Raw genomic sequence first — 24351 nt, 5'->3', positions numbered from 1 at the left:
GTCGCGGGCAGCCGGTCGCGGCGGTGTCGGCGCTCAACCTGATCTCGCCGCACCGTGCGGTCGCGCTGGTCGACAACGTCGGGACCACGCCGGCCCGGGTGTTCGACCTGCGTGTGAACAGCAGGCCGACCTCGGTGAGCGTCGACGGGATGACGATCCTCCGGCGGCCCGACGGTACGCCGTACAACGGCGGCGACTTCGACGGTGAAGGACTGGTCGTCGAACGCGGCAACCGGACGATCCTCGCGACCTCGGAGCGGGAGCCGTCGATCCGGCGCTTCCGGCTGTCCGACGGCAAGCAGCTCGCATCGCTGCCGGTACCTGCGCGATTCCAGGTCGCCCCGGCCGGCGAGGCAACGACCAACGCGACGCACCGACGCAAACGGCAGCACCCGGAACCGCATCATCCGGTATGGCGGGCTTCCGGGGCGCGCGTACCGCCCGGTCGCGCAGTACGCGTACAAGCCGGACCCGGGGCTCGCGCTGGACGACATGGGCTGGGTCAGCCCGACCGAGCTGATCACGATGGAACGCACGTTCACCCCCGGCGGACGCACCCGCGTCGGTCTTCCTGCAGAAGAAGGTCCTGTTCGACCTGGCCGACTGCCCACCATCCGGCGCCACCGCCAAGCAACCACAGCCCAACCCCCTCCTGGACAACGTCGAAGCCCTAGCTCTCGGCACCTACCTGCCAGACGGCCGCCGCCACCTCTACCTCCTCTCAGACGACAAGAACGGCCCCACCCAAATCACCCGCTTCTACTCCCTGGCCGTCAACCTCCACTGACCGGTCTTCCCGGACCTTGTCCCGGATCGCCACGCCATCACAATGCGGCGCATCGCCGGCCGCGCCGCCGCGGGCTGTCCCGGATCCGGCGATTGTGATGGCCTGGGCGTCCGCCGTGGGCGGACCTCAGCCACTCAGCAACCGCCGCGGCCGAAGCGGTGGCACGCTCAGCCGCGACGGCCAGCAGGCCGATCGCCTGGGTTGATGAGTGGCGCAGTTCCGTGGCGAGCGCCGTGGGCGTCGGCCGCGGCGGCGGGAGGCGGCGATCGAGCGGTTCAGTGTGGGTGGCGGGATCTTCGGGGACGGGTGACAATCTGTTGATGCGCGTGATCGTGGTGGGTGCGGGCGTAATCGGGTTGAGTTGTGCCATTCGGCTCGCCGAGGGTGGGTACGACGTGGCGGTGTTCGCCCGGGACCTGCCGTTGGAGACGACCTCGTCGGTGGCGGCGGCGATCTGGTACCCGTACCTGTCGGCGCCCGCGGACCGGGTGGCCGGGTGGTCGCGGGCGACGTACGAGGAGTTCGCCAAGCTTGCGGAGAGTGAGCCGGCGGTGGAACTGAGGCACGGGCGGGAGTTCCTTGTCCGGCCGACGCCGGATCCGCCGTGGGCCGACGTACTGCCGGACCTCACCCGGGTCGCGTCGCCGCCGGCCGGGTTCGCGGACGGGTGGGCGTTCACGGTGCCGGTGATCGACATTCCGACGTACCTGCCGGCGCTGGTGAAACGGCTCGAGGCGGCGGGCGGGACGCTGACCCGGGCCGCGCTGTCCGCGTTGCCGACCGGCGCCGATCTGGTGGTGAACTGCACCGGCCTCGGCGGGCGGCTGACCGCGAGCGACCCGACCGTGACGCCGGTCCGCGGGCAGGTGCTGACGGTCGAGCCGTGCGGGCTGACCGAGTGGTTGCTGGCGGACCGTTCACAGGATGAGCTGACGTACGTCGTACCGCGCCGGAACGACGTGGTAGTCGGCGGCACCAGCCAACCCGGCGACTGGAACCTGGCCGTCGATCCGCAGACCACCAACGACATCCTCGAACGGGCGGCCGAGCTGGTCCCGCAGCTCCGCAACGCCAAGATCATCCGGCAACGCGTCGGCCTCCGTCCCGCGCGTCCGGCGATCCGCTGCGAACTCGTCCGTACCCACTCCGGCGAGCCCGTCATCCACTGCTACGGCCACGGCGGCTCCGGCGTGACCCTCTCGTGGGGCTGCGCCGACGAGGTCCTGGAACTTGTCCGCAGCATCTGACCCCGTGGTCATCCTCGACGGCGGCCTCTCGAACGCCTTGGAGGACCGCGGCCACGACCTGTCCGACGCCCTGTGGTCCGCCCGCCTACTGCGCGACGCCCCGTCGGAAATCGCCGCGGTCCACCGCGCCTACTACGAGGCCGGCGCAATGGTCGCCACCACGGCGAGCTACCAGGCCAGCGTCGTCGGCTTCGAGCGGGCCGGCGTCGACCGCGCCGAGGCCGAACGCCTCATCACCAACAGCGTCCACCTCGCCCGCGAAGTCCGCGACACGTTCCCCGGCCGCCTGGTCGCCGCCTCCGTCGGCCCGTACGGCGCGATGCTCGCGGACGGCTCGGAGTACCGCGGGAGGTACGGCGTCAGCCGCCGGGTACTGCACGACTTCCACGCCCCGCGCCTCGAACTCCTCGCGTCCGCCGGTCCCGACCTCCTGGCTGTCGAGACCATCCCCGACGCCGACGAAGCCGAAGTCCTCGTCGAGCTCCTGGCCGAGCTCGATCTACCCGCGTGGTTCTCCTACTCGATCGAAGGTCTGAACACCCGCGCCGGCCAGCCACTGGCCGATGCGTTCGCCATCCCCGGCGCCGTCAACCAGGTGATTGCCGTCGGGGTCAACTGCTGCGCACCCGAGGACGTCCTGCCCGCCGTGCGAACCGCGGTCGCCGTCACCGGCAAGTCCGCCATCGCCTACCCCAACCGTGGTGAGAGCTGGGACGCGGGCGCCCGCGCGTGGGTGGGCGAAGGTGCAGGCCCGGCGCAGTACGCACCCGACTGGATCAAAGCCGGCGCAACCTACATCGGCGGTTGTTGTCGCGTGGGCCCGCCAGACATTCGCGCCCTGGTAGCCGCCGTCCGCTAGCTACACCCCCAGCACCTGGCAGAGGAGGTCGAGGGCGCCGGGGTAGGCGTGGTCGGGTGGGGTGCCGTAGCCGACGATGACCGCCTGCCGGGTGGTGGGGGTGGGGTTGACGTGGTACGTGGTGAGGGTGGCCAGGCCGAGGCTTTGGCGGGCGGCTCGGGTGACGATGTCCTCGGCGTCGGCGGGGACGTCGAGGAGGACGTGCAGGCCGGCGGAGATGCCGGCGACCTTGACGTCGGGGGCGCGGACGGAGAGCAGTTCGACCAGGCGGTCGCGGCGGCGGCGGTAGTGCAGGCGGGAGCGGCGGACGTGGCGGTCGTAGTGGCCGGAGGCAATGAATTCGGCGAGGACCAGTTGTTCGAGGGTCGCGGTCTGGTAGTCGGCGGTGCGTTTGGCGGCGACCACCGGCTCGATCAGGCGCTGCGGCAGCACCATCCACGCCAGCCGTAGCCCGGGCGCGAGGCTCTTGCTCGCCGTACCCGTGTAGACGACCCGCTCCGGGTCGAGCGCCTGCAGTGCGCCGACCGCCTGCCGGTCGTACCGGAACTCGCCGTCGTAATCGTCCTCGATCAGCACCGCCCCGCTCTCCCGCGCCCACTCGACCGCCGCCGTCCGACGTTCCGGCGCGAGCGGCACGCCCGTCGGCATCTGGTGCGCCGGCGTCAGCAGCACCCCCTGCCCGGTCAGCGCGGACGTCTGCGCCCCGAACTCGTCCACCGGTACGCCGGCCACCGACAGCCCGCGCGCCCGGATCACCTCCCGGTGCAGGGCGTACCCGAACTCCTCGACCGCGATCGTGGTACCGCCGAGGTTCTTGATCACCTCGCTCAGCAGACTGAGCGCCTGCACGTACCCGGAGCAGATCAGGATCCGCTCCGGGTCGGCCCGGACACCGCGCGCCCGGGCGAGGTAGTCGGCGAGCACCCGGCGCAGTTCGATCCGGCCGCGCGAGTCGCCCAGCCCGAACGCCTCGTTCGGCGCCGCGGTCAGCGCCTTTCGCGTCGCGGCCAGCCATTCGGCCCGCGGGAACGTCGCCACGTCCGGGGCGCCGGGCGTCAGGTCGTACCGGAAACTACGGGCCTCGGGCAACGACACGGCAGGTGTCGCCGGGACCGCGGCCCGGTTCGCGACCACCGTCCCGGATCCCTGGCGTGCGGTCAGCCAGCCTTCCGCGACCAGCTGCCCGTACGCGTCCGCCACCGTGTTCCGGGCGATCCCGAGGTCCTTCGCCAGCGACCGCGACGACGGCAACCGCGTCCCGGCCGCCAGCCGGCCGCTCCGGATCGAGTCGTGCAACGCCCGCACCAGGTCTCCGCGCCCGCGCGCCGCGGTCAGCTCCAGATGCAGGTCGGCCCCCGAATCCTCCATGGCACGGGACCATACAACGCCTCAGTCGCGGCGCGGCAGCAGCGCACTGACCAGCGCGATCGCCGGTCCCAGAGCGGCCGCGACCAGGAACACCCGGGCCCGCTCACCAGGTTCGGTGACGGTCGTGTTGAGTACGGCGAGAGTCGCCGGCGCGAGCATCGCCGCGCCGACCCCCTGCATGATCCGCGCCGTGACCAGCACCGTCGGCGATCCCGGCCGCGAGGCTCGAGGGGACCCCGGCCGGTCGCGGCGTACGGTGGGAGGTAGAGCGGATCTGGTTCCGGCTGGAGACGAGCGCGGTCGGTGACCTGACGCCGGCGCAGCAGTCCGAGGCGATCGACGTACTGCGGGTCCTGGAGGCCAATCTGCGGGAAAGTGGCCCACCGATCAACCCCTGAAGTGGACCGGGTGTCCGGGCCGGTACTCGCCTAGATTGAAGGCATGACAACGACGACGCGGCGGGTCAAGCTCGCCAATCTGGTACCGGACTTCTACAAGGCGCTGATCGAGCTGGACAAGGTGTCCGACAACGGGCTCGACCCGAAGCTGGCGCACCTGGTGCGGATCCGGGCCTCGCAGCTCAACGGGTGCGCGTACTGCACCGACATGCACTCGCTCGACCTGATGGAGTTCGGCCCGGAGCAGCAGCAGCGGATCGCGCTGCTGCCGGTGTGGCGCGAGGCGCACAAGTTCTACACCGAGCAGGAGAAGGCGGCGCTGCAGCTGACCGAGGCGATCACGCTGATCAGCGTCGACCACGTCCCGGACGACGTGTACGAGGTCGCGGCGCAGGCGTTCGGCGAGCAGGACCTGGCCCAGCTGATCGCGCTGATCATCACGATCAACATGTGGACCCGCGTCGGCGTCACCGGGAAGATGGAGCCCGGCCACTACAAGCCATGACGGCCGAACACTTCCGCGCGCTGCACCACGGCGGTACGCCGCTCGTCCTGCCGAACGCGTGGGATCCGGTCAGCGCCCGGATCGTCGCCGACGCCGGCTTCCCCGCTGTTGCCACCAGCAGCGGGGCGGTCGCCCGGGTGCTCGGGTACGACGACGGGCAGCTGACCCCGCCGGCGGCGATGTTCGCCGCGGTGGCGCAGATCGTCCGCGCGGTCGACGTACCGGTGACGGCCGACATGGAGGCCGGGTACGGGCTGCCGCCGAAGGAGTTCGCGGAGCGGCTGCTGGAGACCGGGGCGGTCGGCTGCAACCTGGAGGACTCGGCCGGCGGTGCGCTGGTCGACGTCGCCCAGCAGGCCGACTACCTGGCCGAAGTACGGGCAGCCGCGGGCGCCGAGCTGGTGATCAACGCCCGCGTCGACACGTTCGTGCGGCGCCACGACGACCCGGTGACCGAGGCGGTACGGCGGGGCCGCGAGTACCGCCGCGCCGGTGCCGACTGCGTGTACCCGATCCTCGCGCCGCTCGACCAGCTCGAGCAGGTGGCCGAGGGCGTCGGCGGACCGATCAACGGGCACGCGGCCCCGGGCGGACCCACCCAGGCCGAGCTGGCCGGAGCGGGCGCCACCCGGATCTCGTACGGCACCAGCCTGCACAACTACGTGATGGACCAGTTGCGCGAACTACTGCCCCGGCTCTGAAAGGGTCCGCGGGAGCCCGAAGTACGGCGCGACCGTGGTCTCGAAGTGCACGATCTCGTGGACCCGGTCGCCGGACAGGCCGATCACCAGCACCCCGATCAGGTGCAGGCCGCCGGTGACCGGGTCCCGGACGTACTCGCCCCAGGCCGGCTGCCCGTTCGCCCGCACCGGGACCATCGCGGCGATCTGCCGCCGGTGCGCGGCGAGCGCGGTGAAGAACCGGTGCGCCGCCTCGGTGCCCTGGTACTCGAACGGCAGCGGCGGCATCCGCACCCAGGCGTCGCTGGTCATCAACGCGATCAACGCATCGACGTCCTGCGCCGTGAACGCCGCCACGAACCGCTCGGTCAGCTCCTGCTCGTCCGAGGTCGCCACCGGGCTGGGGACCGCCTTCTCGTTCACAGTCGCCCGAGCCCGGGCGAGCGCGCTGTTGACCGCGGCCTCCGTCAACCCGAGCAACTCCGCCGTCTCACTGGCCCGATACCCCAGTACGTCGCGCAGCAACAGCACCGCGCGCTGGTTCGGCGGGAGCAGCTGCACCGCGGTCACGAACGCCAGCGAGATCGCCTCGCGCGACTCGTACCGCGCCTCCGGCCCCGGCAACCGGTCCGGCAGTCCTGCGAGCAGGTCGTCCGGGTACGGCTGCAGCCACAGCACCTCCCCCGACCGGGACGGCTCCGGCGCCGGAACCGGCAGCGGTACGGCGGGCAGCGGCCGGCGGGACGTCGACCGGAGGATGTTCAGGCACCGGTTGGTGGTGATCCGGTACAGCCAGGTCCGCACCGACGACCGGCCCTCGAACCCGCCCAGCCCGATCCATGCCGACAGCAACGTCTCCTGCAGCGCGTCCTCCGCGTCCTGCAGCGACCCGAGCATCCGGTAGCAGTGCAGTTGCAGCTCCGCGCGATACGGCTCGACCAGCGCCGCGAACGCGTCCCGGTCACCTTCGCGGGCCCGCTGCAGCAGTTCGTCCGGCATGAGACACCTCCGTCACCATTCTTCTCACACCGTTGCTGACACCGGCACGCGCCCGAACTGATCGGTCCCCGCGCGACCAGTTCCCGCCGTACTCACGGTCTGTCCTCTGTGCAAGCACTGCGCCAGCCGAACGGAGAACCACCATGCAGAACGTGCTGATCACCGGGACCAACCGCGGCATCGGGCAAGCACTCGTCGAGGAGGCCCTGCGCCAGGGCGCCGAGCACGTGTACGCCGGTACGCGGGTCCCGCGCACGCACCAGGACCCGCGGGTGACGTACCTCGAGCTGGACGTCACGGACCAGGCCCAGATCGAGGCGGCGGCGAAGACCGTCGAGTCGCTGGACGTCCTGGTCAACAACGCCGGCCTCGCGGCGTACGACAACCTCAGCGACCCGGCGCTGCTCGGACAGCACCTGGCCGTGAACCTGTTCGGGCCGCTCGCCCTCACGACCGCGTTCCTGCCGCGGCTGATCGAGGCCCGCGGGGCGATCGTCAACGTCCTGTCCGTGGCGGCGCTGGCGTCGCTGCCGATGATCCCGTCGTACTCGATCTCGAAGGCGGCCGCGCTCTCGCTCACCCAGGCGCAGCGGGCGCTGCTCGCACCGCAGGGCGTCCGCGTCCACGCCGTACTCACGGGGCCGACGGACACCGACATGTCGCGGGATCTCGACGTACCGAAGGCGGCGCCGGAGTCGGTGGCGCGGGCGATCTTCGACGGCGTCGCGGCCGGGGACGAGGAGATCTTCCCGGACCCGTTGTCCGCGATGCTGGCCCCCGGGTGGGCGAGCGGCGCCGTCAAGCAGCTCGAACGTCAGAACGCGGCGCTCCTGAGCGCGTAGACGAGCGCCCAGTCCTGGTCGTTCGCGAGTGGGTCGGCGACGTGGGCGGGCTGGCCGTTCACGCAGCTCGGGTACACGAACGCACACGTGGCCGACCCGTCCGGCGCGAAGCTGACCAGGTTCGCCCGCAGGATCGCCTCCTCGGCGTCGTCGAGCCAGGCTGCCTGTGCGGGCGACACCAGGTCGCGCGGCCAGGCGGCGTACACGACGGCGCTGAGCGCGGACCAGTAGTGCGGGAAGACGTCGCCCCACAGCCGCAACCGGCCGAACCAGTACCCGTCCCAGTGCCGAATCGCGACATGCCGCAGGCGTACGTCGGGCTGGTCGGCGGCGAACGCGGTCAGCCACGGCAGGCGGCGGGTGAGCTCAGCACCGTCGATCTTGCCCGTCCGGTAGGCGGCCGCGAGCAGTTCGAGGAGCGGGGCGACCATCGACTGCTCGTAGTTGACCTCGTGCGGCGGCAGCTCGTCGCCGTACCCGATGAAGGTCAGCGCGTGCCGGACCAGGTGCTCCTCCAGGCCGAGCTCGGTCAGCAGGGGGCCGAGGTCGAAGGCGAGGAAGTGGTCGCCACCGAGCTCGTAGTACCGGTTCAGGATCCGGGTCGCGCCGTCGCGGTCGCCCTGCCCGAGCAGGAAGCGCGCGAACCACGGGAAGTTGTAGAGCCGTACGGCGTTCTGGTGGATGCTGTCGTCCTGGATCGTCCCCTCGGCGTCCAGCAGGTACTCGCGGACGAACTGCTCGTATCCGTTGAGCGCCTCGTCCAGCTCGGCGCGATCACCCCAGCCGCGCTCGCGGACCTCCTGCAGCAGCAGGGCCATGCCGACACGCTCGCGGGCGTCGGACCAGTCGCGCCACGCGCTCGCCGGCACGGTCAGGCCGCTGTCGTTGTCGTACGGCACGAACGCGTACCTGCGGTTCCCGGCCAGCTCGGGTCGCCGCTGGTGGTCGAGGACGAACCGCACCCGGCGCTCGGCGATCACCCGCAGCGGCTCGTGGAAGAGCACCGCGACCCGGGAGCGGCCGTCGTACGACGAGACGTGGTGGACGCCCGGGACGTCGCTGGTCAACGGATCGGCACCGGTGAATTCGAGAGTCTCCCCCACCTCTGCCGCGAGGCGCTCGGCGGTGAGCTGCGGTGAGCGGTCGGCGTGGAAGGCGGGCAGGTCGTCGTACCAGCCGAGCTGCCAGGTCCAGCGGTACGTCGCACCGGGTGCGAGTGTGATCGCCGGCTGACCGCCCATCGCGTGCGGTGCGCGGGCGTGGTCGGTGACGTGTAGGTAGATGTGCCCGCGACTGTTGCTGCTGGTCCCGGGCTCGCGGGACTCCACGGAGTACGCCCACAGCTCGCCCTCCGTGAGCTGCAGCCCGAGACCCGGACCGCTGCCGTCCATCGGCGTCGCCCAGACCCAGGCGTCGGCGCCGCCTGTCCATACGTGCGCGTGCACCGCGCCGGTCAGGCTCTCCCGGCTGGAGGTGTAGATGTCGCGGTACGGCGTACTGATCGCTACCGAGCCGAGCTGGATCGGGGTGTCGCCGGCGTTGCGGAGTTCGTACGTCTCGGTCCAGCGGTCGCCGAAGCGGCGGCCGACGCGGAGTTCGAGGTCGCCGAACTGGTACAGCAGGTCGATCCCGGTGCTCCGCCAGCGGGTGTGCGCCGGGTTGTCGAAGCGGTACGAACCGTGGTCGGTGATCACGAAGCCCTTGCCCCAGGCATGCAGGCTGTCGTGCACCACGCCCTCGTCCAGCAGCAGGCGGCGGCCGTCGGGGTGCAGGACCTGAGCTACTGCACCGTCGTCGTACAGCTGGACCTGTCCCGGACCGAAGTCAAAACTTTCCACGATTCGCCAACCTATCGATGTCGAGAAGCTGTCGGCGGCTCCGTCCCCCTGATGAGAAGCACCTACTAGCGATGGGAACCAGCCATGAACAAGCAGCAGATCGCCGAGATCCTCGCCAAGCCGTACTCGCAGGACCTCCTGAACGGCTCCGAACCGGCCCGGTTCGCGTACGACGGCCTGGACGGGGACCCGCGGGTGATCCCGATCGGGTTCTGGGTCGAGGGCGACCAGATCGTGATCGCGACCGTACCGAAGTCCGCCAAGGTCGCGGCGCTGAAGAAGAACCCGAAGGTCGCGCTGACGATCGACACGGGCGCCTTCCCGCCCAAGGTCCTGCTTCTCCGCGGCACCGCCGAGGTCGAGCTGGTGGCCGGCGTACCCGAGGGGTACCTGGTCGCCGGGCACAAGGTGATGACCGACGAGCAGTACCCGGCCTGGGCAGAGGGTGTGCAGGCGCTGTACGACGAGATGGCGGTCATCCGCGTCACGCTGACCTGGGCCAAGCTCCTCGACTTCGAGACCACGATCCCGAAAGCGGTCGAGGACATCATTCGCGAGAAGACAGCCGGCTGACCCGGCCGGCGGGTGTGGTCGGCTCAGGCGGTGGGGTGGCGGTGGGTCGCTTGGAGGGCGGCGGCCGCGCCGCGGACGGCGACCGTGTGCGGGGCCGGTGCCGGGGTGACGCGGGCGCCGAGGCGTTGGCCGAGCTTGTAGGTGATCTCCGGGCGGAGCGCGCCGCCGCCGGTCAGCAGCACGCCCCGGTCGAGCGCGTCGACCACCAGGGCGCCGTGCTCGCCATGGAGCAGTTCGAGCAGCGACTCACCCGCCACCTCGACGATCGGGAACACCGTCCGTACGTCGTCCAGACCGAGCGCGGTACGCCGTGCCCCGACGATCGCACCGCCCACGACCAGCGCGACCTCCGTCAGCTGAGCACCGAGGTCGGCGACAAGCAGCGGCTCGGTCACATCCGCTCCCGCCCCGAACGCCGCCGCCTTCACACTGTCGATCAGCACAACAGATACGACACCCAGCTCAGCCAGCACGGTACGAACGTTCTCTCGGTGCACGTCGTCACACAGCACAGGCGTCGTCACCACCGCGTTCAACCGCTCCCGCCGCCCATCCGTCACCACCGCACCAACCAGCGCAGCCACCCCCGCCAGATCCTCAAAACACCCCCGCTCCACCAACCGCCGCCCCCGCCCGGCCGTCGGCGCATCCAGCACCAGCCCCCGCCCCGAACTCCAAACCCGAGCCCGAGCACTCCCAACATCCAAAGCCACCCCACGAGGGCGGTTCACCGGTCTGTTTCCCGTTCTTGGTGGCACAGGGTGCAGTAGAGCGACTCCGGGCAGATGCGGAGACGCGGGAGTTCAATTGGGCCTCGGCAGGCGCGGCAGTGGCCGTAGTGGCCGGTGGACATGCGGTCCAGTGCGGCCTCCACGTCTGCCAGCACCAGCCGGGCCGCGACCACCAACTGGCTGCGTACCTCGTCCAGCACCGCGTTCCCGCCGTACCCGGCCAGCTGTTCGCTCCGGAAGGCGCGTTGATCCAGCAGTTTCGCCCGCAGTACTGCGAGCTCCTCCCGCGGCAGGCCCCCGTTGCGTCGATTCGTCCGAGCCTGGCTGTTCACGGGTCTCCTCAGAGCGCCAACTGCTGGCAGCGGACGCAGTACCGGACGTACGGCAGGATCTCCAGCCGGCCGACCGGGATCCGGGCGTCGCAGCCGCCGCAGACGCCGTACGTCCCGTCCGACACGCGCTCGACCGCGGCGTCGATCTCCTTCAGGACCAGCCGGATCGCGGTCGTCTGGGCCGTCACCAGGTCCTCGTTGGAGTTCGGCTTGTCGGCCTCCATCGCGTTCAGCTGCGCGAGCCGGGTGTTCCGCTCGTGCTGCAACCGTTGCAGGGTCTCGTGCACCCTGTGGTCGGGTGCGGTCTTCGGGCTCTTCATGCCCACACCATGGCCGCTGCCGCGCGGGTTGCCTATCGGGACCAACACCCATCTTGCGCCGGTGCGATCGCGCCAGGGCTGCCATAGTGGCGGGAATCTCGTTCATGGAAGGAGCGTGCCCGCGGTGGCGCTGTTCTGGCGGATCTTCGGTCTCAACGCGGTCGTACTCGGCGCTGCGACCGCCCTGCTGCTGTGGGCGCCGGTGACCGTCTCGGTACCGGTGCTGTTCACCGAGGCGTCCGTACTGATCGGCGGCCTCGCCGTGATGCTGGTCGCGAACGCCGTACTCCTCCGCGTCGGCCTGGCTCCGCTGGCACGGCTGAACCGGCGGATGTCCACGGTCGACGTACTGCGGCCCGGGCAGCGGCTGCCCGTGCAGGGGCACGGCGGCGTACCGGACGTACTGCGGGCGTTCAACGCGATGCTCGACCGGCTGGAGCAGGAGCGGGCGACCAGTGCGGCGCGGGCGTTGTCGGCGCAGGAGTCCGAGCGCCGGCGGATCGCGCGGGAGCTGCACGACGAGGTCGGGCAGACGCTGACCGCCGTACTGATGGATCTGAAACGGGCGGCCGATCGCTCGCCGGATCCCGGGCTGCGGAACGAGCTGGTGCAAGCGCAGGAGACGACCCGCGCGAGTCTGGACGAGGTACGGCGGTTGGCGCACCGGCTGCGGCCCGGCGTACTGGAGGACCTCGGGCTGACCAGCGCGTTGACCGCGCTCGCCACCGAGGTGTCGGACCACACCGGGCTGGAGATCCAGCGGCGGTTCGACAGCGGGCTGGAGCTGGACGAGCAGACCGAGTTGGTGCTGTACCGGGTGGCTCAGGAAAGCTTGACGAATGTCGCGCGGCACGCGGGTGCGACGCGGATCGAGCTGTCGTTGGTACGGGAAGGGCCGGCCGTCGTACTGCGGATCGAGGACGACGGGCGCGGCGCCGGGCTGGCGCACGAGGGCGCCGGGATCCGCGGGATGCGGGAACGTGCGCTGCTGATCGGCGCGACACTGGAGGTCGGAGACGGATCCTCCGGTGGTACGCGGGTCAGTTTGACGGCGCCGGCCGGCGGGTCCACGGCCGACTCTGCCGGGAGCGCCTCGTGACGACGAAGATTCTGCTGGCCGACGATCATGCGCTGGTACGGCGCGGCGTACGGCTGATCCTCGACGGTGAACCGGACCTGCAGGTCGTCGCGGAGGCGTCCGACGGCAGCGAAGCGGTCGCGATCTGCCGCCGGCAGCCCGTGGACCTGGCGATCCTCGACATCGCGATGCCGCGGATGACCGGGCTGCAGGCGGCCCGCGAACTGTCCGCGGTGGCGCCGGACGTGCGGGTGCTGATGCTCACCATGTACGACAACGAGCAGTACTTCTTCCAGGCACTCAAGGCAGGCGCGTCCGGGTACGTGCTGAAGTCCGTACTCGACCGGGACCTCGTCGAAGCCTGCCGGGCGACGATGCGTGGCGAGCCGTTCCTGTACCCGGGCGCGATGACGCGGCTGGTGCGCAGCTACCTGGAACGAGTCCGGCAGGGTGCCGACCTGCCGCAACAGATCCTCACCGCGCGGGAGGAGGAGATCCTCAAGCTCGTTGCTGAGGGCAACTCCTCGAAGGAGATCGCCGAGCTGCTCACGATCAGCGTGAAGACCGTCGAGCGGCACCGGTCGAACATCCTGCAGAAGCTCGGGCTCCGGGACCGGCTGGACCTCACCAGGTACGCGATCCGGGCCGGGCTGCTCGAACCCTGACACCCGGCGCATGGATAATGGTATGCCAAATCCGGCGGGAGGTTCTGCGGTGGAGACTCGGGAGTCCGAGACCGAGCGGGTGACGCGGCGGCTGCGCGACGAGATCCTCGACGGGGTACGCGCACCCGGCGAGCGGCTCGTCGAGCGCGAACTGGCGACCGCTCTGGACGTCAGCCGGGTGCCCGTGCGGGAGGCGCTCAAGGCGCTGGTCGGCGAGGGGCTGGTGACACTGCGGCCGCGGTCGTGGGCGGTGGTGCGGACGTTCACCGACTCCGACATCGCGGACCTGCTCGAGGTACGGACCGCGTTCGAGCCGTTGACGTTCCGGCTCGCGGCGGAACGGCGTACCCGCGAAGGGCTGGATCGGCTGCAGGCAACGCTCGACGAGCACTTCGAGGCCGCGACGGCCGGGAACGCCGTACTCGCCCGGCGGAAGGCGGCCGACTTCCACGAGTTGGTCACCGAACTCGCATCCAACGAACTGCTCGTCGAGATCGAACGCCCGCTGCGCAGCCGGATCCGCTGGCTGCTCGCCCAGCACGACGATCTTCTGGGGGTCGCGCGGCAACACCGCGAACTCTTCACCGCGATCGCAAACCGGGACGTGGACCTGGCGGATCGGTTGGCCGGCGAACACCTTGCGCAGGCACAACAACTCCTCCGCGACCTCCGCAACCCCGCCTGATTCTGTACTCCCTCTTAGGTAGTGAGGAGGAAGGTGGTCGCGCGGACGGGAGGTGGATTTCCCGCCCACCCACCTAGTGGGGTGTGGGGAGCGGACGTGGTCGTGGGACGGGAAGGTGGTTGGCCCGCCCACCCACCCCGAGCAAGTGGTGAAGTGGCAGGTGGTCGCGCGGACGGGACGTGGTTTCCCCGCCCACCCACCCCGAGGGTGGTGACGGGGCAGGTGGTCGCGCGAACCGGAGGTGGTTGGCCGGCCCACCTGCCCCGAGGAGGTGGTGACGAGGCAGGTGGTCGCGCGAACTGGAGGTGGTTTCCCCGCCCACCCACCAGGAGGTATGGGGAGCGGACGTGCTCGTGGAGAGGAGGGTGGTTGGCGCCCGCCCACCCCGAGCAGGTGCTGAAGTGGCAGGTGGTCGCGCGAACCGGAGGTGGGATCCCCCGCCCACTCACCCCGACAAGGCTGCGAAGAGGCAGGTGGTCGCGAGAACGAGTGTGGGTTTCCTACCCCCAGCAGAGCCCCGCGCCCCCACTCCGCATTTTGGTATACCATTCTATCCATGACCTCTCTACTTCTTGCCGACGTGCGCCCTTGGGGCGGCGACGCGGTTGACGTCACGATCGTCGACGGTGTCATCTCGGACCTCTCCCCGACCGGGAGCGGCACCACCACGGACGAGCGCGTCGAAGGCCGCGGACTCCTCGCCCTCCCCGGGTTCGTCAACGCCCACGCCCACGTCGACAAGAGCTGGTGGGGCCAGCCATGGGTCTCGTACGGCGGCCAACCAACCACCCAGGGCCGGATCGCGCACGAGCGCGCCGAACGCGACAAATACGGCATCCCCAGCGTCAAGGGAGCAACCGCCGTACTGCGTGAGTTCCTCCGCCACGGTACGACGGCCACCCGGACGCACGTCGACGTCGACCTCGGCGTCGGGCTGCGCGGAATCGCGAACGTCCTCGAAGCAGCCGCCGAGCTGAACGGCGCGGTCGAGGTCGAGCTCGTCGCCTTCCCCCAGGACGGCGTACTGCGGCGCCCCGGCGTACTCGAGCTGCTCGACCAGGCCGCGGCCGAGGGTGCGACCAGCATCGGCGGCCTGGACCCGGCGACGATCGACCGCGACCCGGTCGGCCAGCTGGACGGGCTGTTCGAGATCGCGGTCCGGCGTGGCGTCGGGCTCGACCTGCATCTGCACGACCACGGTGACCTCGGCGCGTTCCAGTACGAGCTGCTCGCCGACCGCACGATCCAGACCGGCCTGCAGGGCAAGGTGAACGTGTCGCACGGGTTCGCCCTCGGCGAGCTCGCCCCGGCCCGGCGGTCCGAGATGGTGGAGCTGCTCGGTACGGCGGGCATCTCCTGGACCACGGTCGCCCCGGCAACCTCGGCGCCGCTGCCGTTCCGCGAGATGCGCGCCGCGGGCGTGCCGATCGGCCTCGGGACGGACGGTATCCGCGACCTGTGGTCGCCGTACGGCGACGGCGACCTGTTGCAGATCGCCCGCGGGTTCGCCCGGCTGCACGGGCTGCGGACGGACGAGGACCTGACGTACGCCGTGGAGCTCGCGACCACGGACGGTGCCGCGTTCGTGCACCGGGACAACCACGGGCTGACCGTCGGCGCCCGCGCGGACATCGTGCTGCTGGACGCGGAGAACGCGCCGGACGTGCTGGTGCGCGCGCCGCGGCGCGAGACGGTGATCGCCGGCGGACAGGTCGTCGTACGCGACGGCCTTCTCCAGGTGTGAGTACCGCGACTGTCGTCGGGCGGACGCTCGGCTCGTTGCGGGACAACCGGGCGTTCCGGTTGCTGTGGCTGTCGAACCTGTTCTTCTTCGGCGGGGTATGGACGCAGACGCTCGTGCTCGGGTGGCTCGCGTACGAGAGCACGCACTCGGACTTCCTGGTCGCGGTGTTCACCGCCGTACGGCTCGCGCCGCTGCTGCTCGGGCCGTTCTCGGGGGCGTTCGCGGACCGGCACAACCGGGTCCGGCTGCTGATCATCGCGGCGTCGTGGGCGCTGGTCGCCGTCAGTGCGGTGGCCACGCTCGCGTCGCTCGGCAAGGCGACGTACTGGGTGCTGGTCGTCGGCGGGCTGGCGATCGGGCTGGCGCAGTCGCCGTCGCAGCCGGCCCGTGCGTCGCTGGTGATGGACCTCGTCGGCCGGAACAACATCAGCAACGCGAACGCGCTGAACTCGATGGCGCTGAACATGACCCAGGTGATCGGTCCCGCGATCGGCGGGCTGATGATCACCGGGCTGGGCGCACCGGCCGCGCTGTGGGTGTCGACGTTCTGGTACGGCGTGTCGCTGGTCGCGTTGCTGCCGTTGCGCGCGTTCGGCCAGGTGGTCGGCGGGCACACGGAGTCGGCGGTCCGGATGGTCACCAGCGGGCTCCGCGAGATCGCCCGGAACCGGCTGGCGTCCACGGTCCTGCTGGTCACGCTGGCCGCGAACACGATGCTCTGGCCGGTGGCGCAGTCGTTCATGCCGGTGTTCGCGCAGGAGTCCCTCGGGCTGAACGCGGCCGGCCTCGGCTGGCTGCTGACCTGCGCCGGCGTCGGCGGCCTGACCGGGTCGCTGGTGATCGCGTGGCTGGGCGACTTCCGGTTCAAGGGCGGCCTGTTCGTGGTCGGTACGTCGATCTGGGGTGCGCTGTGGGCGCTGTTCGCCCTGTCCCACAACGTGGTCCTGTCGTTCGTGCTGATGACCGGGATCGGCGTGATGAGCGCGGCGTTCGGCGTACTGCAGACCACGCTGCTGCTGATGACGACGCCGGAGCCGCTGCACGGCCGCGCTCTCGGCGTCCAGGAGCTGGCGATCGGCATCATGCCCGTGGCCTCGCTGGCGCTGGGGGCGTTCGCCGAGCACTACGGCGTCAACATCACCACCTTTGTGAGTGCTGTGCTCCTGGTGACCACCCTGGGCGCCCTGGCGCTCTGGACGCCGTCCCTGCTGCGCTACAGCGGTTACCGTGAGCGGTATGACGGTGCAGGTACGGCGGATCTACGACGAAGCTGATGCAAGCGACGGGGTACGGGTGCTGGTGGACCGCCTGTGGCCCCGGGGCGTCAGCAAGGACCGCGCCCACCTCGACGAGTGGTGCAAGGACGTGGCCCCGTCCAACGAACTGCGCGAGTGGTACGGGCACGATCCCCAGCGGTACGACGAGTTTGCCCGCCGCTACGAGACCGAGCTGCAGGCCCCGGAACGCGCCGCGGCGTACGCGCAACTGGAAGGCCTCTCCCAGGGCACGTTGACGTTGCTGACGGCCACCAAGGAAGTGGAGATCAGCCAGGCAGCCGTGCTGGCCGGTTTGCTCGGCAGGAGCTGAGCGGGAACCTTTCCCGGCAGTCCGACACAAGAGGGGTGTCAGACAGCTCGAGATCGGAGTGTGCATGCGCAGCAGCCCGGGAGCAGGCCCTTGAGCGGCGTACAGGTCGTCCAGGACGGCCCGCCGCTCGGCACGAGCCTGCCCGACGGCCTCCTGTGGCAACGCGCCGCGGAAGGTGACAGCGAGGCGTTCGGTCAGCTGTACGACCGGCACGCCCAGGCGGTCTACACGTTCCTGTACCGGCGGACCGGGTCGTGGAGCGATGCCGAGGACCTCACGTCCACGGTGTTCCTGCACGCCTGGCGGCGGCGCGAGGACGTCGTACTCGACCGCGACTCCGCGCTGCCGTGGCTCTTGCGGACCGCCGACTACACCGTCCGGAACGAGTGGCGCGCCAAGCTCAGGTACCGCCGGGCGGTCGCGGCCGCGCACGTCCTGGTCGCCGATGTCCGTGACCACGCCGACGACGTCGCCGCGCGACTGGACGACGACCTGCGGATCCAGGAGGCGCGGGCGTTGCTGAAACGGCTCCCGAAGCACGAGCGCGAGATCGTCGAGCTGTGCATCTGGGCCGGCCTCGACCAGCAGGCCGCCGCGGTCGCGCTCGACGTACCGCTCGGCACCGTCAAGTCCCGGCTCTCCCGGGCCCGGAAACACCTGCGTGAGCTGAACCTTCCCACTCCCCTGGAGCCGCCGGCATGATCACCACCCCACCGGAGCTGCGTCCGGAGACCCGCGCCCGGCAGCGCGCCGAGCTGACCGCGATCGTCGCCCGGGAAGCGACCCGGAAGCCTCGCAACCACGCCGTACCGGTACTCGCCGCCGCGGCCGTTGTCGCGGTCGTCGCCGGTCTCGCGATCGGCATCCCGGCGCTCCGGCAGGACGGCGCCCCGGCGCCCGCGGCCGTACCGGCGCACCCGGGCAGCCAGGCGATCGCGCCGCTGAACGCGGCCGACCGGAACCCCCTGGGTGCGTTGTGCGCCGAACGCGTTGCCACCGTGGCCAGGACGAAGTCGCACCAGGTGCTCGACGGATTCCGGTACACCGATCCACCCTCCGGAGCCTTCTCCACCACCTGGGTGGTAATCAGGATCGAAGGGTTCTGGGCGTCCTGCGGATTCGATGCCAAGGGCAACCTGAACGCGATGCTGCCGGCCTCCCCCCGCCAGCCGCTGCTGCACGCGGTCGAGCTGAAGGGCGCCGGCACCGGCCTGTACGCCGCGCACATCAAGCGGATCACGGTCGCCCTCCCCGGCCAGGCTCCGGTCCAGGCCGTGCTGCGGAACGGGTACTTCTACACCGCGCTGCCGTACGTCCGGGTCCGCGGGCCGCGCACCGACAGCGCCGTACGGCCGTACACGGTCCGTGGGTACGACGCCAACGGCAAGCTGGTGTACACGAGCCCAAGGACCGACGGGGAGGTCCGCGCCGGGTTCGACCGGTGCTACGTCGGCCCGGACGGCAAGATCGTGGGGTTCGGGACGGCCGGCGCGCACCCGGACCCGAAGACCTGCCTGCGGAGCTACATCTGGAGGTACCAGCCGAACTAACTTCGCTGTGCGCGCGGACAAACCGGGGCGTTCCGGCGTACCGGCAGGGATAGGTTGCCGGTAACGTCGGCGCGTCCCCGGGAGGTCCCGTGGCCGGACAGGTGTGGTTCGTACTCGCGATGGCCGCGGTCGTGGTGCTCGCCCGCGGCGCCGGCTCCCGGTTCGGCGTACCGTCCTCGATCCTGCTCACGCTGGCCGGCCTGGTGTACGCCGTACTGCCCGGGCCGAAGCTCACGCTGGACCCAGAGGTCGTCCTGCTGCTCGTGCTGCCGCCGCTGCTCTACAGCACCGCGCGGCGGTCGAGCCTGCCCGCAATACGGGCGAACCTGCGGCCGATCGTCAGCCTGTCGGTGCTGCTCGTGCTGCTGACGGCGTTCGTGGTCGGCGCGCTGGTGAGCCTCGTCGTACCAGGGATGCCGTTGGCGGTCGGGCTCGTTCTCGGGGCCGCGGTCGCGCCGCCGGACCCGGTCGCGGCGCTGTCGATCGGCCGCCGCGCCGGGCTGCCGCCCCGGTTGATCGTGCTGATCGAGGGCGAGGGCCTGCTCAACGACGCGACCGCGCTCACGACGTACCAACTGGCGCTGGCGGCCGCGGTCGGCACCGGGTTCTCGTGGGCGGCCGCGTCCGGGCGGTTCGTGCTGGCGATCGCCGGCGGGCTCGCGGTCGGCGGGCTGGTCGCGTGGACGATCCGGAAGGCGCGGCCGTGGTTGCGCGACCCGCTGATCGGCAATGCGGTCTCGCTCGCGGCGCCGTTCGTCGCGTACCTGCTCGCCGAGGAGATCCACTCGTCCGGCGTCCTCGCGGTCGTGATCGCCGGCCTGATGATCGGGTACGACGCCGGCCGCGAGGAGACGGGCGCCTCCCGGCTGCAGACGGGTGCGGTGTGGGAGCTGGTCGAGTTCCTGCTGGAGGGGTTCATCTTCCTGATGATCGGCCAGCAGCTCCCCGGCATGCTCAACGGCCAGGTCATCGCAGCCGCAGCGGTAACAGTCGGAGCGGTATTACTGGTCCGGCCGTTGTGGCTGGTGCTCACACAGCTCGTACCGGTCGGCCTGCATGCACGACTCGGCATCACGCCGTCCGAGCGCCTCCACCCGCGCGAGGTCGTGGCCATGAGCTGGGCGGGCACCCGTGGCGTCATCACCCTGGCCGCACTGGTCGCCGTACCGCTGCATGCCTTCCCACAGCGAGACCTACTGATCGTTTGTGGGTACGTCGTTGTCCTGGTGACGCTGGTGGGCCAGGGCCTCACGTTTGCGCCACTGCTACGCCGGCTCAGGCTAGGCGTCAACGCTACCGAGGTGGAGCAGCTGAACAACGACGCACGCCTGGCCGGTGTGGAAGCAGGCCTAGCCACCGTGGACCGGCTCCTGGAGGCGGAACGCATCGGCACCGAACTGGCTTCCGTACTGCGAGCCAACCTGGCTGCCCGGGCCGACCGGTACAAGGCCCGCAGCGCCGCACTGCTCCAGTCGGGCGACGGCGACATCACCTGGCCGCAGGACTACCGTGCCGCGGTCGAAGCGCGCCGGGCGATCATCAACGCCCAGCGCGCGGAGCTGGTCCGCTGGCGCGACGCCGGCCGACTACCGGACGCGAGCCTGCGCAAGCTCCGCCGCGAACTGGACCATGAAGAACGGGCCCTGCTGGAGCTTTAGGGTCGCAGTACGACGCTGGACTCCGCCGTGAGCGCCAGGAACGTCAGCGACTCCTGCAGGTACAACTGCACGCTGTCGGCGTCATGGGACAGGTAACCGATGGACAGGTCCTGCCCAAGGTGCAGCTCGTAGTCCCCTCCTCGCGTAGACACCAGCAGCGCGCCCTCGAGCGCGGGAGCCCAGATGATCTCGCCGTCCCCGATCAGCCGGGCCAGGTGCTCCCGGATCGGATAACCGTGGTCGGTCGTCTCGGCCACGGCCGTGTACGCGTCAGCGGACAGCAACAGACTGTACGGACCAGCCACACCGGCCAGGCGCAGTGCACGCAGCGCTTGCGACACGGTGTCCGGCAGGTCCTTCGCCTCACCAGGCAGCGCCAGTACGTCGTTGGACGTGCTCGGGGCGAGGCCGACGATCCCGGCCGCGTCGGAGCCGTGGAAGACCAGGTGATCCTCGGCGTAGGCGATCTGCTTCGCGGCGTCCTTCACCGGCTGCCAATCGGAGTCCTTCGCGCCGCGCTCCACGTCGTCGACAGCCTGGCGGGTCACGGTGAACGGGACGCGCAGCTCGATGATCGGCTGCGAGAGCCTGCGGAGCGCCTGGACCCCGGAGCCGGGCGCCTCGACCGGCTCGGTGTGGCCGGTGCCGACCGAGGACAGCCCGGGTCCGGCGGGGCCGACCAGGTCGACCACGCGGCGCCCGGCGATGTCCCGGGTGAACGTGCGGCGGGCCTCCTCCTCGATCTCGCCCCAGGCGGCGTCCGAGACCGGGGCCAGCTCGCGGTGCAGGTTGTTCGTCATCAGGAACTCCTTTTCAGGCTGCCGATCCCCAGCGAACCGTCAGTGCTGGTGAGGGTGGGATTCTCGAGAAAGTCAGCGGTCGGGACGAAGAACAGGCTGCCGGTGACCGCGGTCGAGAAGTCCAGGATCCGGTCGTGGTTCCCGGGCGGCTCGCCGACGAACATCCGCCGCAGCATCCGCTCGATCACCGCCGGCGTCCCGGCGTACCCGATGAAGTACGTGCCGAACTCGGCGGCTCCCGGCGAGCCGAAGGCCATGTTCTCGCGGACGATCTGGTGTTCGGTGCCGTCCGGGTCGACGATCGTGTTCACCGCGACGTGCGAGTTCACCGGCTGCTCGGTCAGCTCGACGTCGCTGAGCTTGGACCGGCCGATCACCCGCTCCTGCTCGGCGACCGGCAGCGCCTGCCAGGCGTCCAGGTCGTGCAGGTACTTCTGCACGATCACGTAGCTGCCCCCGGCGTACGCCGGATCCGCGTCGCCGATCGCCAGCGCGGCGGCGGCCGCCGCGCCCGCCGGGTTCTCCGTACCGTCGACGAATCCGAGCAGGTCCCGCTCGTCGAAGTACTTGAACCCCTGGACCTCGTCGAGCACCCGCACATGCCCGGCGAGCCGCCGCATCAGCTGACGCTCCAGCTCGAAGCACAGGTCCAGGCGCCGGGCGCGGAGGTGGAAAAGCAGGTCCCCGTGCGTCGCCGGGGCGGTGTGCCGCGCACCAGCCAGCCCGCGGAACGGGTGCAGGTCCCGCGGCGCCCGGGCCCGGTAGATCCTTGGCCACAGCGACGCGCCGATGCCGACGACACAGCTGAGCTGGTCGCCGGGGGCGCGGAAGCCGACCGCGCGGGTCAGGCCGGCGAGGTCCGCCAGCACGTCCCGCACGGCCGCCTCGGATCCGGGACGTACGTCGGCGACCAGGAAGATCGCCGCCTTCGCGGGCTCCCGCAGTACGTCCTGGATCATCGGGTCAGGACCACCACTTGCCGCTCTGGGAGAGTGCGTCGGCGGTCCGGCCGGTGGTGTCGAGACCGTCCAGGGCGGACATCGCGGCCTCGTCGAGCTCGAAGTCGAAGACGCCCGCGTTCTCCACGATCCGGTCCTGATGGGTGGGCTTCGGGATCACCGACAGGCCCTTCTGGATCGCCCAGCGGATCAACACCTGCGCCGGGGTGTGCCCCGTGGCCTGCGCGATCCGGGTGACCACCGGGTCGTCCAGGTGCCGGCCGGTGCCGAGCGGGCTGTACGCCTGGACGACGACGCCGGCCGCCTCACAGGCGTCGACGAGCGCCGCACGGTATTCGAACGGGCTGAACTGGACCTGGTTCGCGACCGGCTTGATCCGGGCGACCTTCTCCAGCTCGGCCAGCTCGGCGGTGCTGAAGTTCGAGATGCCGATGCCCTTGGTGAGCCCGGCGTCGACCGCGGCCTCCATCGCCGGCCACGCCCAGGTCGGGCCACCCTGCGGCCAGTGGATCAGGTACAGGTCGAGGTAGTCGGTGCCGAGCCGCTCCAGGCTCTTCTCCGCCTCGACCCGCGCGTCCTTGCCACCCGGGTAGAACTTGGTGGTCAGGAAGATCTCCTCGCGCGGCACGCCGCTCTCCCGGATCGCCTTCCCGACGCTGGCCTCGTTGCGGTACGCCTGCGCGGTGTCGATCAGCCGGTACCCGGCCTCCAGCGCCCACCGCACGGCGCGCTCGCACTCGAGCCCGTCGTTCACCTGCCAGACTCCGAGCCCGAACACCGGCAACTCGGTTCCGTTGGACAGCTTTCGCGTGCTGCTCAAGGTCATGTATTCCTTCTACCAGCCGGATCGGCGATCCGGCCACATCGACGCGAGACTGTAAAGCGTCGCGGCGACCTGGACCGGCGCGGTCGCGGTCAGCACCAGCCCGCCGCCGGCCGGCAGGTAGCAGCGCGAGACCGACACCTCGCCGTCGTTCGCGAACACCTCCACCGAGGTCCGGTCGATCAGCACCCGGACGGTCCGCAGCCCGCCGGAGACCGGCTCCGCTGCCACGGTCGTTTCGGCCAGGTCCACCGTCGTACCGGAGACGTCCACGGTCAGAGTCGCGCCGGGCGGAATCTCGACGTCGAGGTGCAGGTCCGCCTCGACCGGGCCTTCGGCGAGGACCTTGACGGCGCCCGGCTTCACGGTGCCGGACCAGTGCGTGCTGCCGTCGTACAGCGTGGTCAGTTCGCGGACCGGGTTCCGGAACAGGCGCGGCGTGCCGTCGACCGTGCGCAGGGTCAGCTCGCAGGGGATCGTGACCTGCTGGTTGAACGGCATCCCCGGATAGCGGCCGTCCCGCATCCACGCGGCCTGGATCCGGCGGCCGTCGCCGGTCTCGGTGTTGTTCCAGGTCTGGGTGGCGTAGAAGTTCGGCCCGGCGTCCGACCGGAGCTGCCCGGTCTCCTCGGTGTACGTCGTACCGTCGAACGTGCCGACCGAGTACTTGCCGTCGCCGCGGACCAGCACCCACTTCGGGTCGCCGCCGTCGAGCGGGAGCTCGAAGAAGTCCGGGCACTCGAAGCTGTCCGGTACGACGTTGCCGGTGTCGGTCCAGTGCAGGAGATCGGTCGACGTCAGCAGGTGGTACTGCTGGTCGCCGTACAGCAGCATCACCCAGTGGTCGTCGTACCGGAACACCTTCGGGTCGCGCTCAGGCATCTCCATGATCGGGTTGCCGTCGTAGTGCTGCCAGGTGCGGCCCTTGTCAAGGCTGAACGACAGGCACTGGCTCAGGTTGTCGTTACGCGACCAGAACGCAACCATTGCCGGTCTGTCCGGATCAGCCGAGAGCCCAGAGGTGTTGCCGTAGTCGATCACGACCGAGCCGGACTGTACGCCGCTGTCTGGCGCTTCTTCCCAGAACGCGGGCTGTAGCTCGGTCCAGTGCACAAGATCGTCGCTGACGGCGTGGATCCAGCACTTGTTCCAGCGTTGGGCGAACAGGTGGTACTCGCCCTCGTAGTACACGAGCCCGTTCAGGTCGTTGAGCCAGCCCTCCTGGCGCTTCCCGGGCTCCAGCAGTTCAGGACCGAACTGCCGAGCGGTGAAGTGCTGCTGCGGTCGCCACGTCTCGCCGTACAACGGCTGCTCGGTCACAGG

Annotated in this window: 27 protein-coding genes; 16 read left to right on the top strand and 11 right to left on the bottom strand. The window is 70.6% G+C overall.

Annotation, left to right across the window (positions count from 1 at the left end; genetic code table 11):
- The first annotated feature begins 23 nt into the window (after nt 1-23).
- From ACQHIV_RS01135 to mmuM, 3 genes are all read left to right on the top strand, one after another.
- Nucleotides 24-674 carry an esterase-like activity of phytase family protein gene (locus tag ACQHIV_RS01135; protein WP_427890770.1) on the top strand — a complete coding sequence of 217 codons (651 nt, stop codon included), beginning with the start codon at nt 24-26 and terminating at the stop codon, nt 672-674.
- A gap of 433 nt (nt 675-1107) precedes the next feature.
- Nucleotides 1108-2034, top strand: a complete 927-nt coding sequence (locus ACQHIV_RS01130) for an FAD-dependent oxidoreductase (RefSeq protein WP_427890768.1) — start codon at nt 1108-1110, stop codon at nt 2032-2034.
- 4 nt (nt 2035-2038) lie between these two features.
- Nucleotides 2039-2893, top strand: coding sequence for a homocysteine S-methyltransferase (mmuM, locus tag ACQHIV_RS01125; protein ID WP_427890766.1), 855 nt, complete (start codon nt 2039-2041; stop codon nt 2891-2893).
- On the opposite strand, the gene ACQHIV_RS01120 is transcribed toward mmuM, so the two are convergent.
- A complete protein-coding gene (locus ACQHIV_RS01120; RefSeq protein WP_427890764.1) occupies nt 2894-4261 on the bottom strand; it encodes a PLP-dependent aminotransferase family protein in 1368 nt (455 codons plus the stop codon).
- 21 nt (nt 4262-4282) lie between these two features.
- Nucleotides 4283-4462: a hypothetical protein gene (locus ACQHIV_RS01115; RefSeq protein WP_427890762.1), complete on the bottom strand. Its 180-nt coding sequence runs from the start codon at nt 4460-4462 to the stop codon at nt 4283-4285.
- 240 nt (nt 4463-4702) lie between these two features.
- On the opposite strand from ACQHIV_RS01115, the gene ACQHIV_RS01110 reads away from it, so the two are divergent.
- Both ACQHIV_RS01110 and ACQHIV_RS01105 read left to right on the top strand, forming a co-directional pair.
- Entirely contained in the window at nt 4703-5164 is a 462-nt protein-coding gene (locus ACQHIV_RS01110) for a carboxymuconolactone decarboxylase family protein (protein WP_427890761.1), read from the top strand.
- Nucleotides 5161-5865, top strand: a complete 705-nt coding sequence (locus tag ACQHIV_RS01105; protein WP_427890759.1) for an isocitrate lyase/PEP mutase family protein — start codon at nt 5161-5163, stop codon at nt 5863-5865. The genes ACQHIV_RS01110 and ACQHIV_RS01105 overlap by 4 nt, the downstream gene beginning before the upstream one ends.
- On the opposite strand, the gene ACQHIV_RS01100 is transcribed toward ACQHIV_RS01105, so the two are convergent.
- On the bottom strand, nt 5848-6843 hold the full coding sequence (locus ACQHIV_RS01100; protein WP_427890757.1) for a sigma-70 family RNA polymerase sigma factor: 996 nt from the start codon (nt 6841-6843) through the stop codon (nt 5848-5850). The two genes, ACQHIV_RS01105 and ACQHIV_RS01100, sit on opposite strands and share 18 nt — an antisense overlap.
- 143 nt (nt 6844-6986) lie before the next feature.
- On the opposite strand from ACQHIV_RS01100, the gene ACQHIV_RS01095 reads away from it, so the two are divergent.
- Nucleotides 6987-7685 (top strand): SDR family NAD(P)-dependent oxidoreductase, encoded by a 699-nt coding sequence (locus ACQHIV_RS01095; protein WP_427890755.1) that lies wholly within the window; start codon nt 6987-6989, stop codon nt 7683-7685.
- Here the strand turns inward: ACQHIV_RS01095 and ACQHIV_RS01090 are convergent.
- On the bottom strand, nt 7658-9523 hold the full coding sequence (locus ACQHIV_RS01090) for a hypothetical protein (RefSeq protein WP_427890753.1): 1866 nt from the start codon (nt 9521-9523) through the stop codon (nt 7658-7660). The genes ACQHIV_RS01095 and ACQHIV_RS01090 overlap by 28 nt on opposite strands.
- 84 nt (nt 9524-9607) lie before the next feature.
- On the opposite strand from ACQHIV_RS01090, the gene ACQHIV_RS01085 reads away from it, so the two are divergent.
- Nucleotides 9608-10096, top strand: a complete 489-nt coding sequence (locus ACQHIV_RS01085; protein ID WP_427890751.1) for a pyridoxamine 5'-phosphate oxidase family protein — start codon at nt 9608-9610, stop codon at nt 10094-10096.
- A gap of 23 nt (nt 10097-10119) precedes the next feature.
- Here ACQHIV_RS01085 and ACQHIV_RS01080 read toward each other — a convergent pair whose 3' ends face one another.
- The 3 genes from ACQHIV_RS01080 to ACQHIV_RS01070 form a co-directional block, all read right to left on the bottom strand.
- Nucleotides 10120-10680: a rod shape-determining protein gene (locus tag ACQHIV_RS01080; RefSeq protein WP_427890749.1), complete on the bottom strand. Its 561-nt coding sequence runs from the start codon at nt 10678-10680 to the stop codon at nt 10120-10122.
- A 143-nt stretch (nt 10681-10823) separates the two neighbouring features.
- Nucleotides 10824-11159: a TraR/DksA family transcriptional regulator gene (locus ACQHIV_RS01075; protein ID WP_427890747.1), complete on the bottom strand. Its 336-nt coding sequence runs from the start codon at nt 11157-11159 to the stop codon at nt 10824-10826.
- Nucleotides 11160-11167: 8 nt separating this feature from the next.
- Entirely contained in the window at nt 11168-11479 is a 312-nt protein-coding gene (locus tag ACQHIV_RS01070; RefSeq protein ID WP_427890745.1) for a TraR/DksA family transcriptional regulator, read from the bottom strand.
- A gap of 115 nt (nt 11480-11594) precedes the next feature.
- On the opposite strand from ACQHIV_RS01070, the gene ACQHIV_RS01065 reads away from it, so the two are divergent.
- From ACQHIV_RS01065 to ACQHIV_RS01025, 9 genes are all read left to right on the top strand, one after another.
- The gene (locus tag ACQHIV_RS01065) at nt 11595-12578 is read left to right on the top strand and encodes a HAMP domain-containing sensor histidine kinase (RefSeq protein WP_427890743.1); all 984 of its coding nucleotides are present in this window, start codon (nt 11595-11597) and stop codon (nt 12576-12578) included.
- The gene (locus ACQHIV_RS01060; RefSeq protein ID WP_427890741.1) at nt 12575-13222 is read left to right on the top strand and encodes a response regulator; all 648 of its coding nucleotides are present in this window, start codon (nt 12575-12577) and stop codon (nt 13220-13222) included. The genes ACQHIV_RS01065 and ACQHIV_RS01060 overlap by 4 nt, the downstream gene beginning before the upstream one ends.
- Nucleotides 13223-13271: 49 nt before the next feature.
- A complete protein-coding gene (locus tag ACQHIV_RS01055; protein ID WP_427890739.1) occupies nt 13272-13907 on the top strand; it encodes a GntR family transcriptional regulator in 636 nt (211 codons plus the stop codon).
- 556 nt (nt 13908-14463) lie between these two features.
- Complete coding sequence (locus ACQHIV_RS01050; protein ID WP_427890737.1) at nt 14464-15651, top strand: amidohydrolase; 1188 nt, start codon at nt 14464-14466, stop codon at nt 15649-15651.
- Nucleotides 15648-16925: an MFS transporter gene (locus tag ACQHIV_RS01045; protein ID WP_427890735.1), complete on the top strand. Its 1278-nt coding sequence runs from the start codon at nt 15648-15650 to the stop codon at nt 16923-16925. Before ACQHIV_RS01050 ends, ACQHIV_RS01045 begins: the two co-directional genes overlap by 4 nt.
- Nucleotides 16888-17238, top strand: coding sequence for a DUF488 domain-containing protein (locus ACQHIV_RS01040; protein ID WP_427890733.1), 351 nt, complete (start codon nt 16888-16890; stop codon nt 17236-17238). The genes ACQHIV_RS01045 and ACQHIV_RS01040 overlap by 38 nt, the downstream gene beginning before the upstream one ends.
- 90 nt (nt 17239-17328) lie before the next feature.
- The gene (locus tag ACQHIV_RS01035; RefSeq protein WP_427890731.1) at nt 17329-17940 is read left to right on the top strand and encodes an RNA polymerase sigma factor; all 612 of its coding nucleotides are present in this window, start codon (nt 17329-17331) and stop codon (nt 17938-17940) included.
- Nucleotides 17937-18788, top strand: coding sequence for a hypothetical protein (locus ACQHIV_RS01030; RefSeq protein ID WP_427890729.1), 852 nt, complete (start codon nt 17937-17939; stop codon nt 18786-18788). Before ACQHIV_RS01035 ends, ACQHIV_RS01030 begins: the two co-directional genes overlap by 4 nt.
- A gap of 89 nt (nt 18789-18877) precedes the next feature.
- Nucleotides 18878-20446: a Na+/H+ antiporter gene (locus ACQHIV_RS01025; RefSeq protein WP_427890727.1), complete on the top strand. Its 1569-nt coding sequence runs from the start codon at nt 18878-18880 to the stop codon at nt 20444-20446.
- Here the strand turns inward: ACQHIV_RS01025 and ACQHIV_RS01020 are convergent.
- From ACQHIV_RS01020 to ACQHIV_RS01005, 4 genes are read right to left on the bottom strand one after another with little or no spacing between them, the layout of a single operon-like run.
- A complete protein-coding gene (locus ACQHIV_RS01020) occupies nt 20443-21246 on the bottom strand; it encodes a family 1 encapsulin nanocompartment shell protein (RefSeq protein WP_427890725.1) in 804 nt (267 codons plus the stop codon). The genes ACQHIV_RS01025 and ACQHIV_RS01020 overlap by 4 nt on opposite strands.
- On the bottom strand, nt 21246-22205 hold the full coding sequence (locus ACQHIV_RS01015) for a Dyp-type peroxidase (RefSeq protein ID WP_427890723.1): 960 nt from the start codon (nt 22203-22205) through the stop codon (nt 21246-21248). The genes ACQHIV_RS01020 and ACQHIV_RS01015 overlap by 1 nt, the downstream gene beginning before the upstream one ends.
- A 4-nt stretch (nt 22206-22209) precedes the next feature.
- The gene (locus tag ACQHIV_RS01010; protein ID WP_427890721.1) at nt 22210-23031 is read right to left on the bottom strand and encodes an aldo/keto reductase; all 822 of its coding nucleotides are present in this window, start codon (nt 23029-23031) and stop codon (nt 22210-22212) included.
- Between the two features lie 9 nt (nt 23032-23040).
- A complete protein-coding gene (locus ACQHIV_RS01005) occupies nt 23041-24348 on the bottom strand; it encodes a GH32 C-terminal domain-containing protein (RefSeq protein ID WP_427890719.1) in 1308 nt (435 codons plus the stop codon).
- Between the last annotated feature and the right edge of the window lie 3 nt (nt 24349-24351).

The organism is Kribbella polygonati (genome assembly GCF_050320105.1).
Classification (GTDB): domain Bacteria; phylum Actinomycetota; class Actinomycetes; order Propionibacteriales; family Kribbellaceae; genus Kribbella.
The sequence above is the reverse complement of the archived record's forward strand: the minus strand, read 5'-3'. Positions and strand labels throughout refer to the sequence as shown.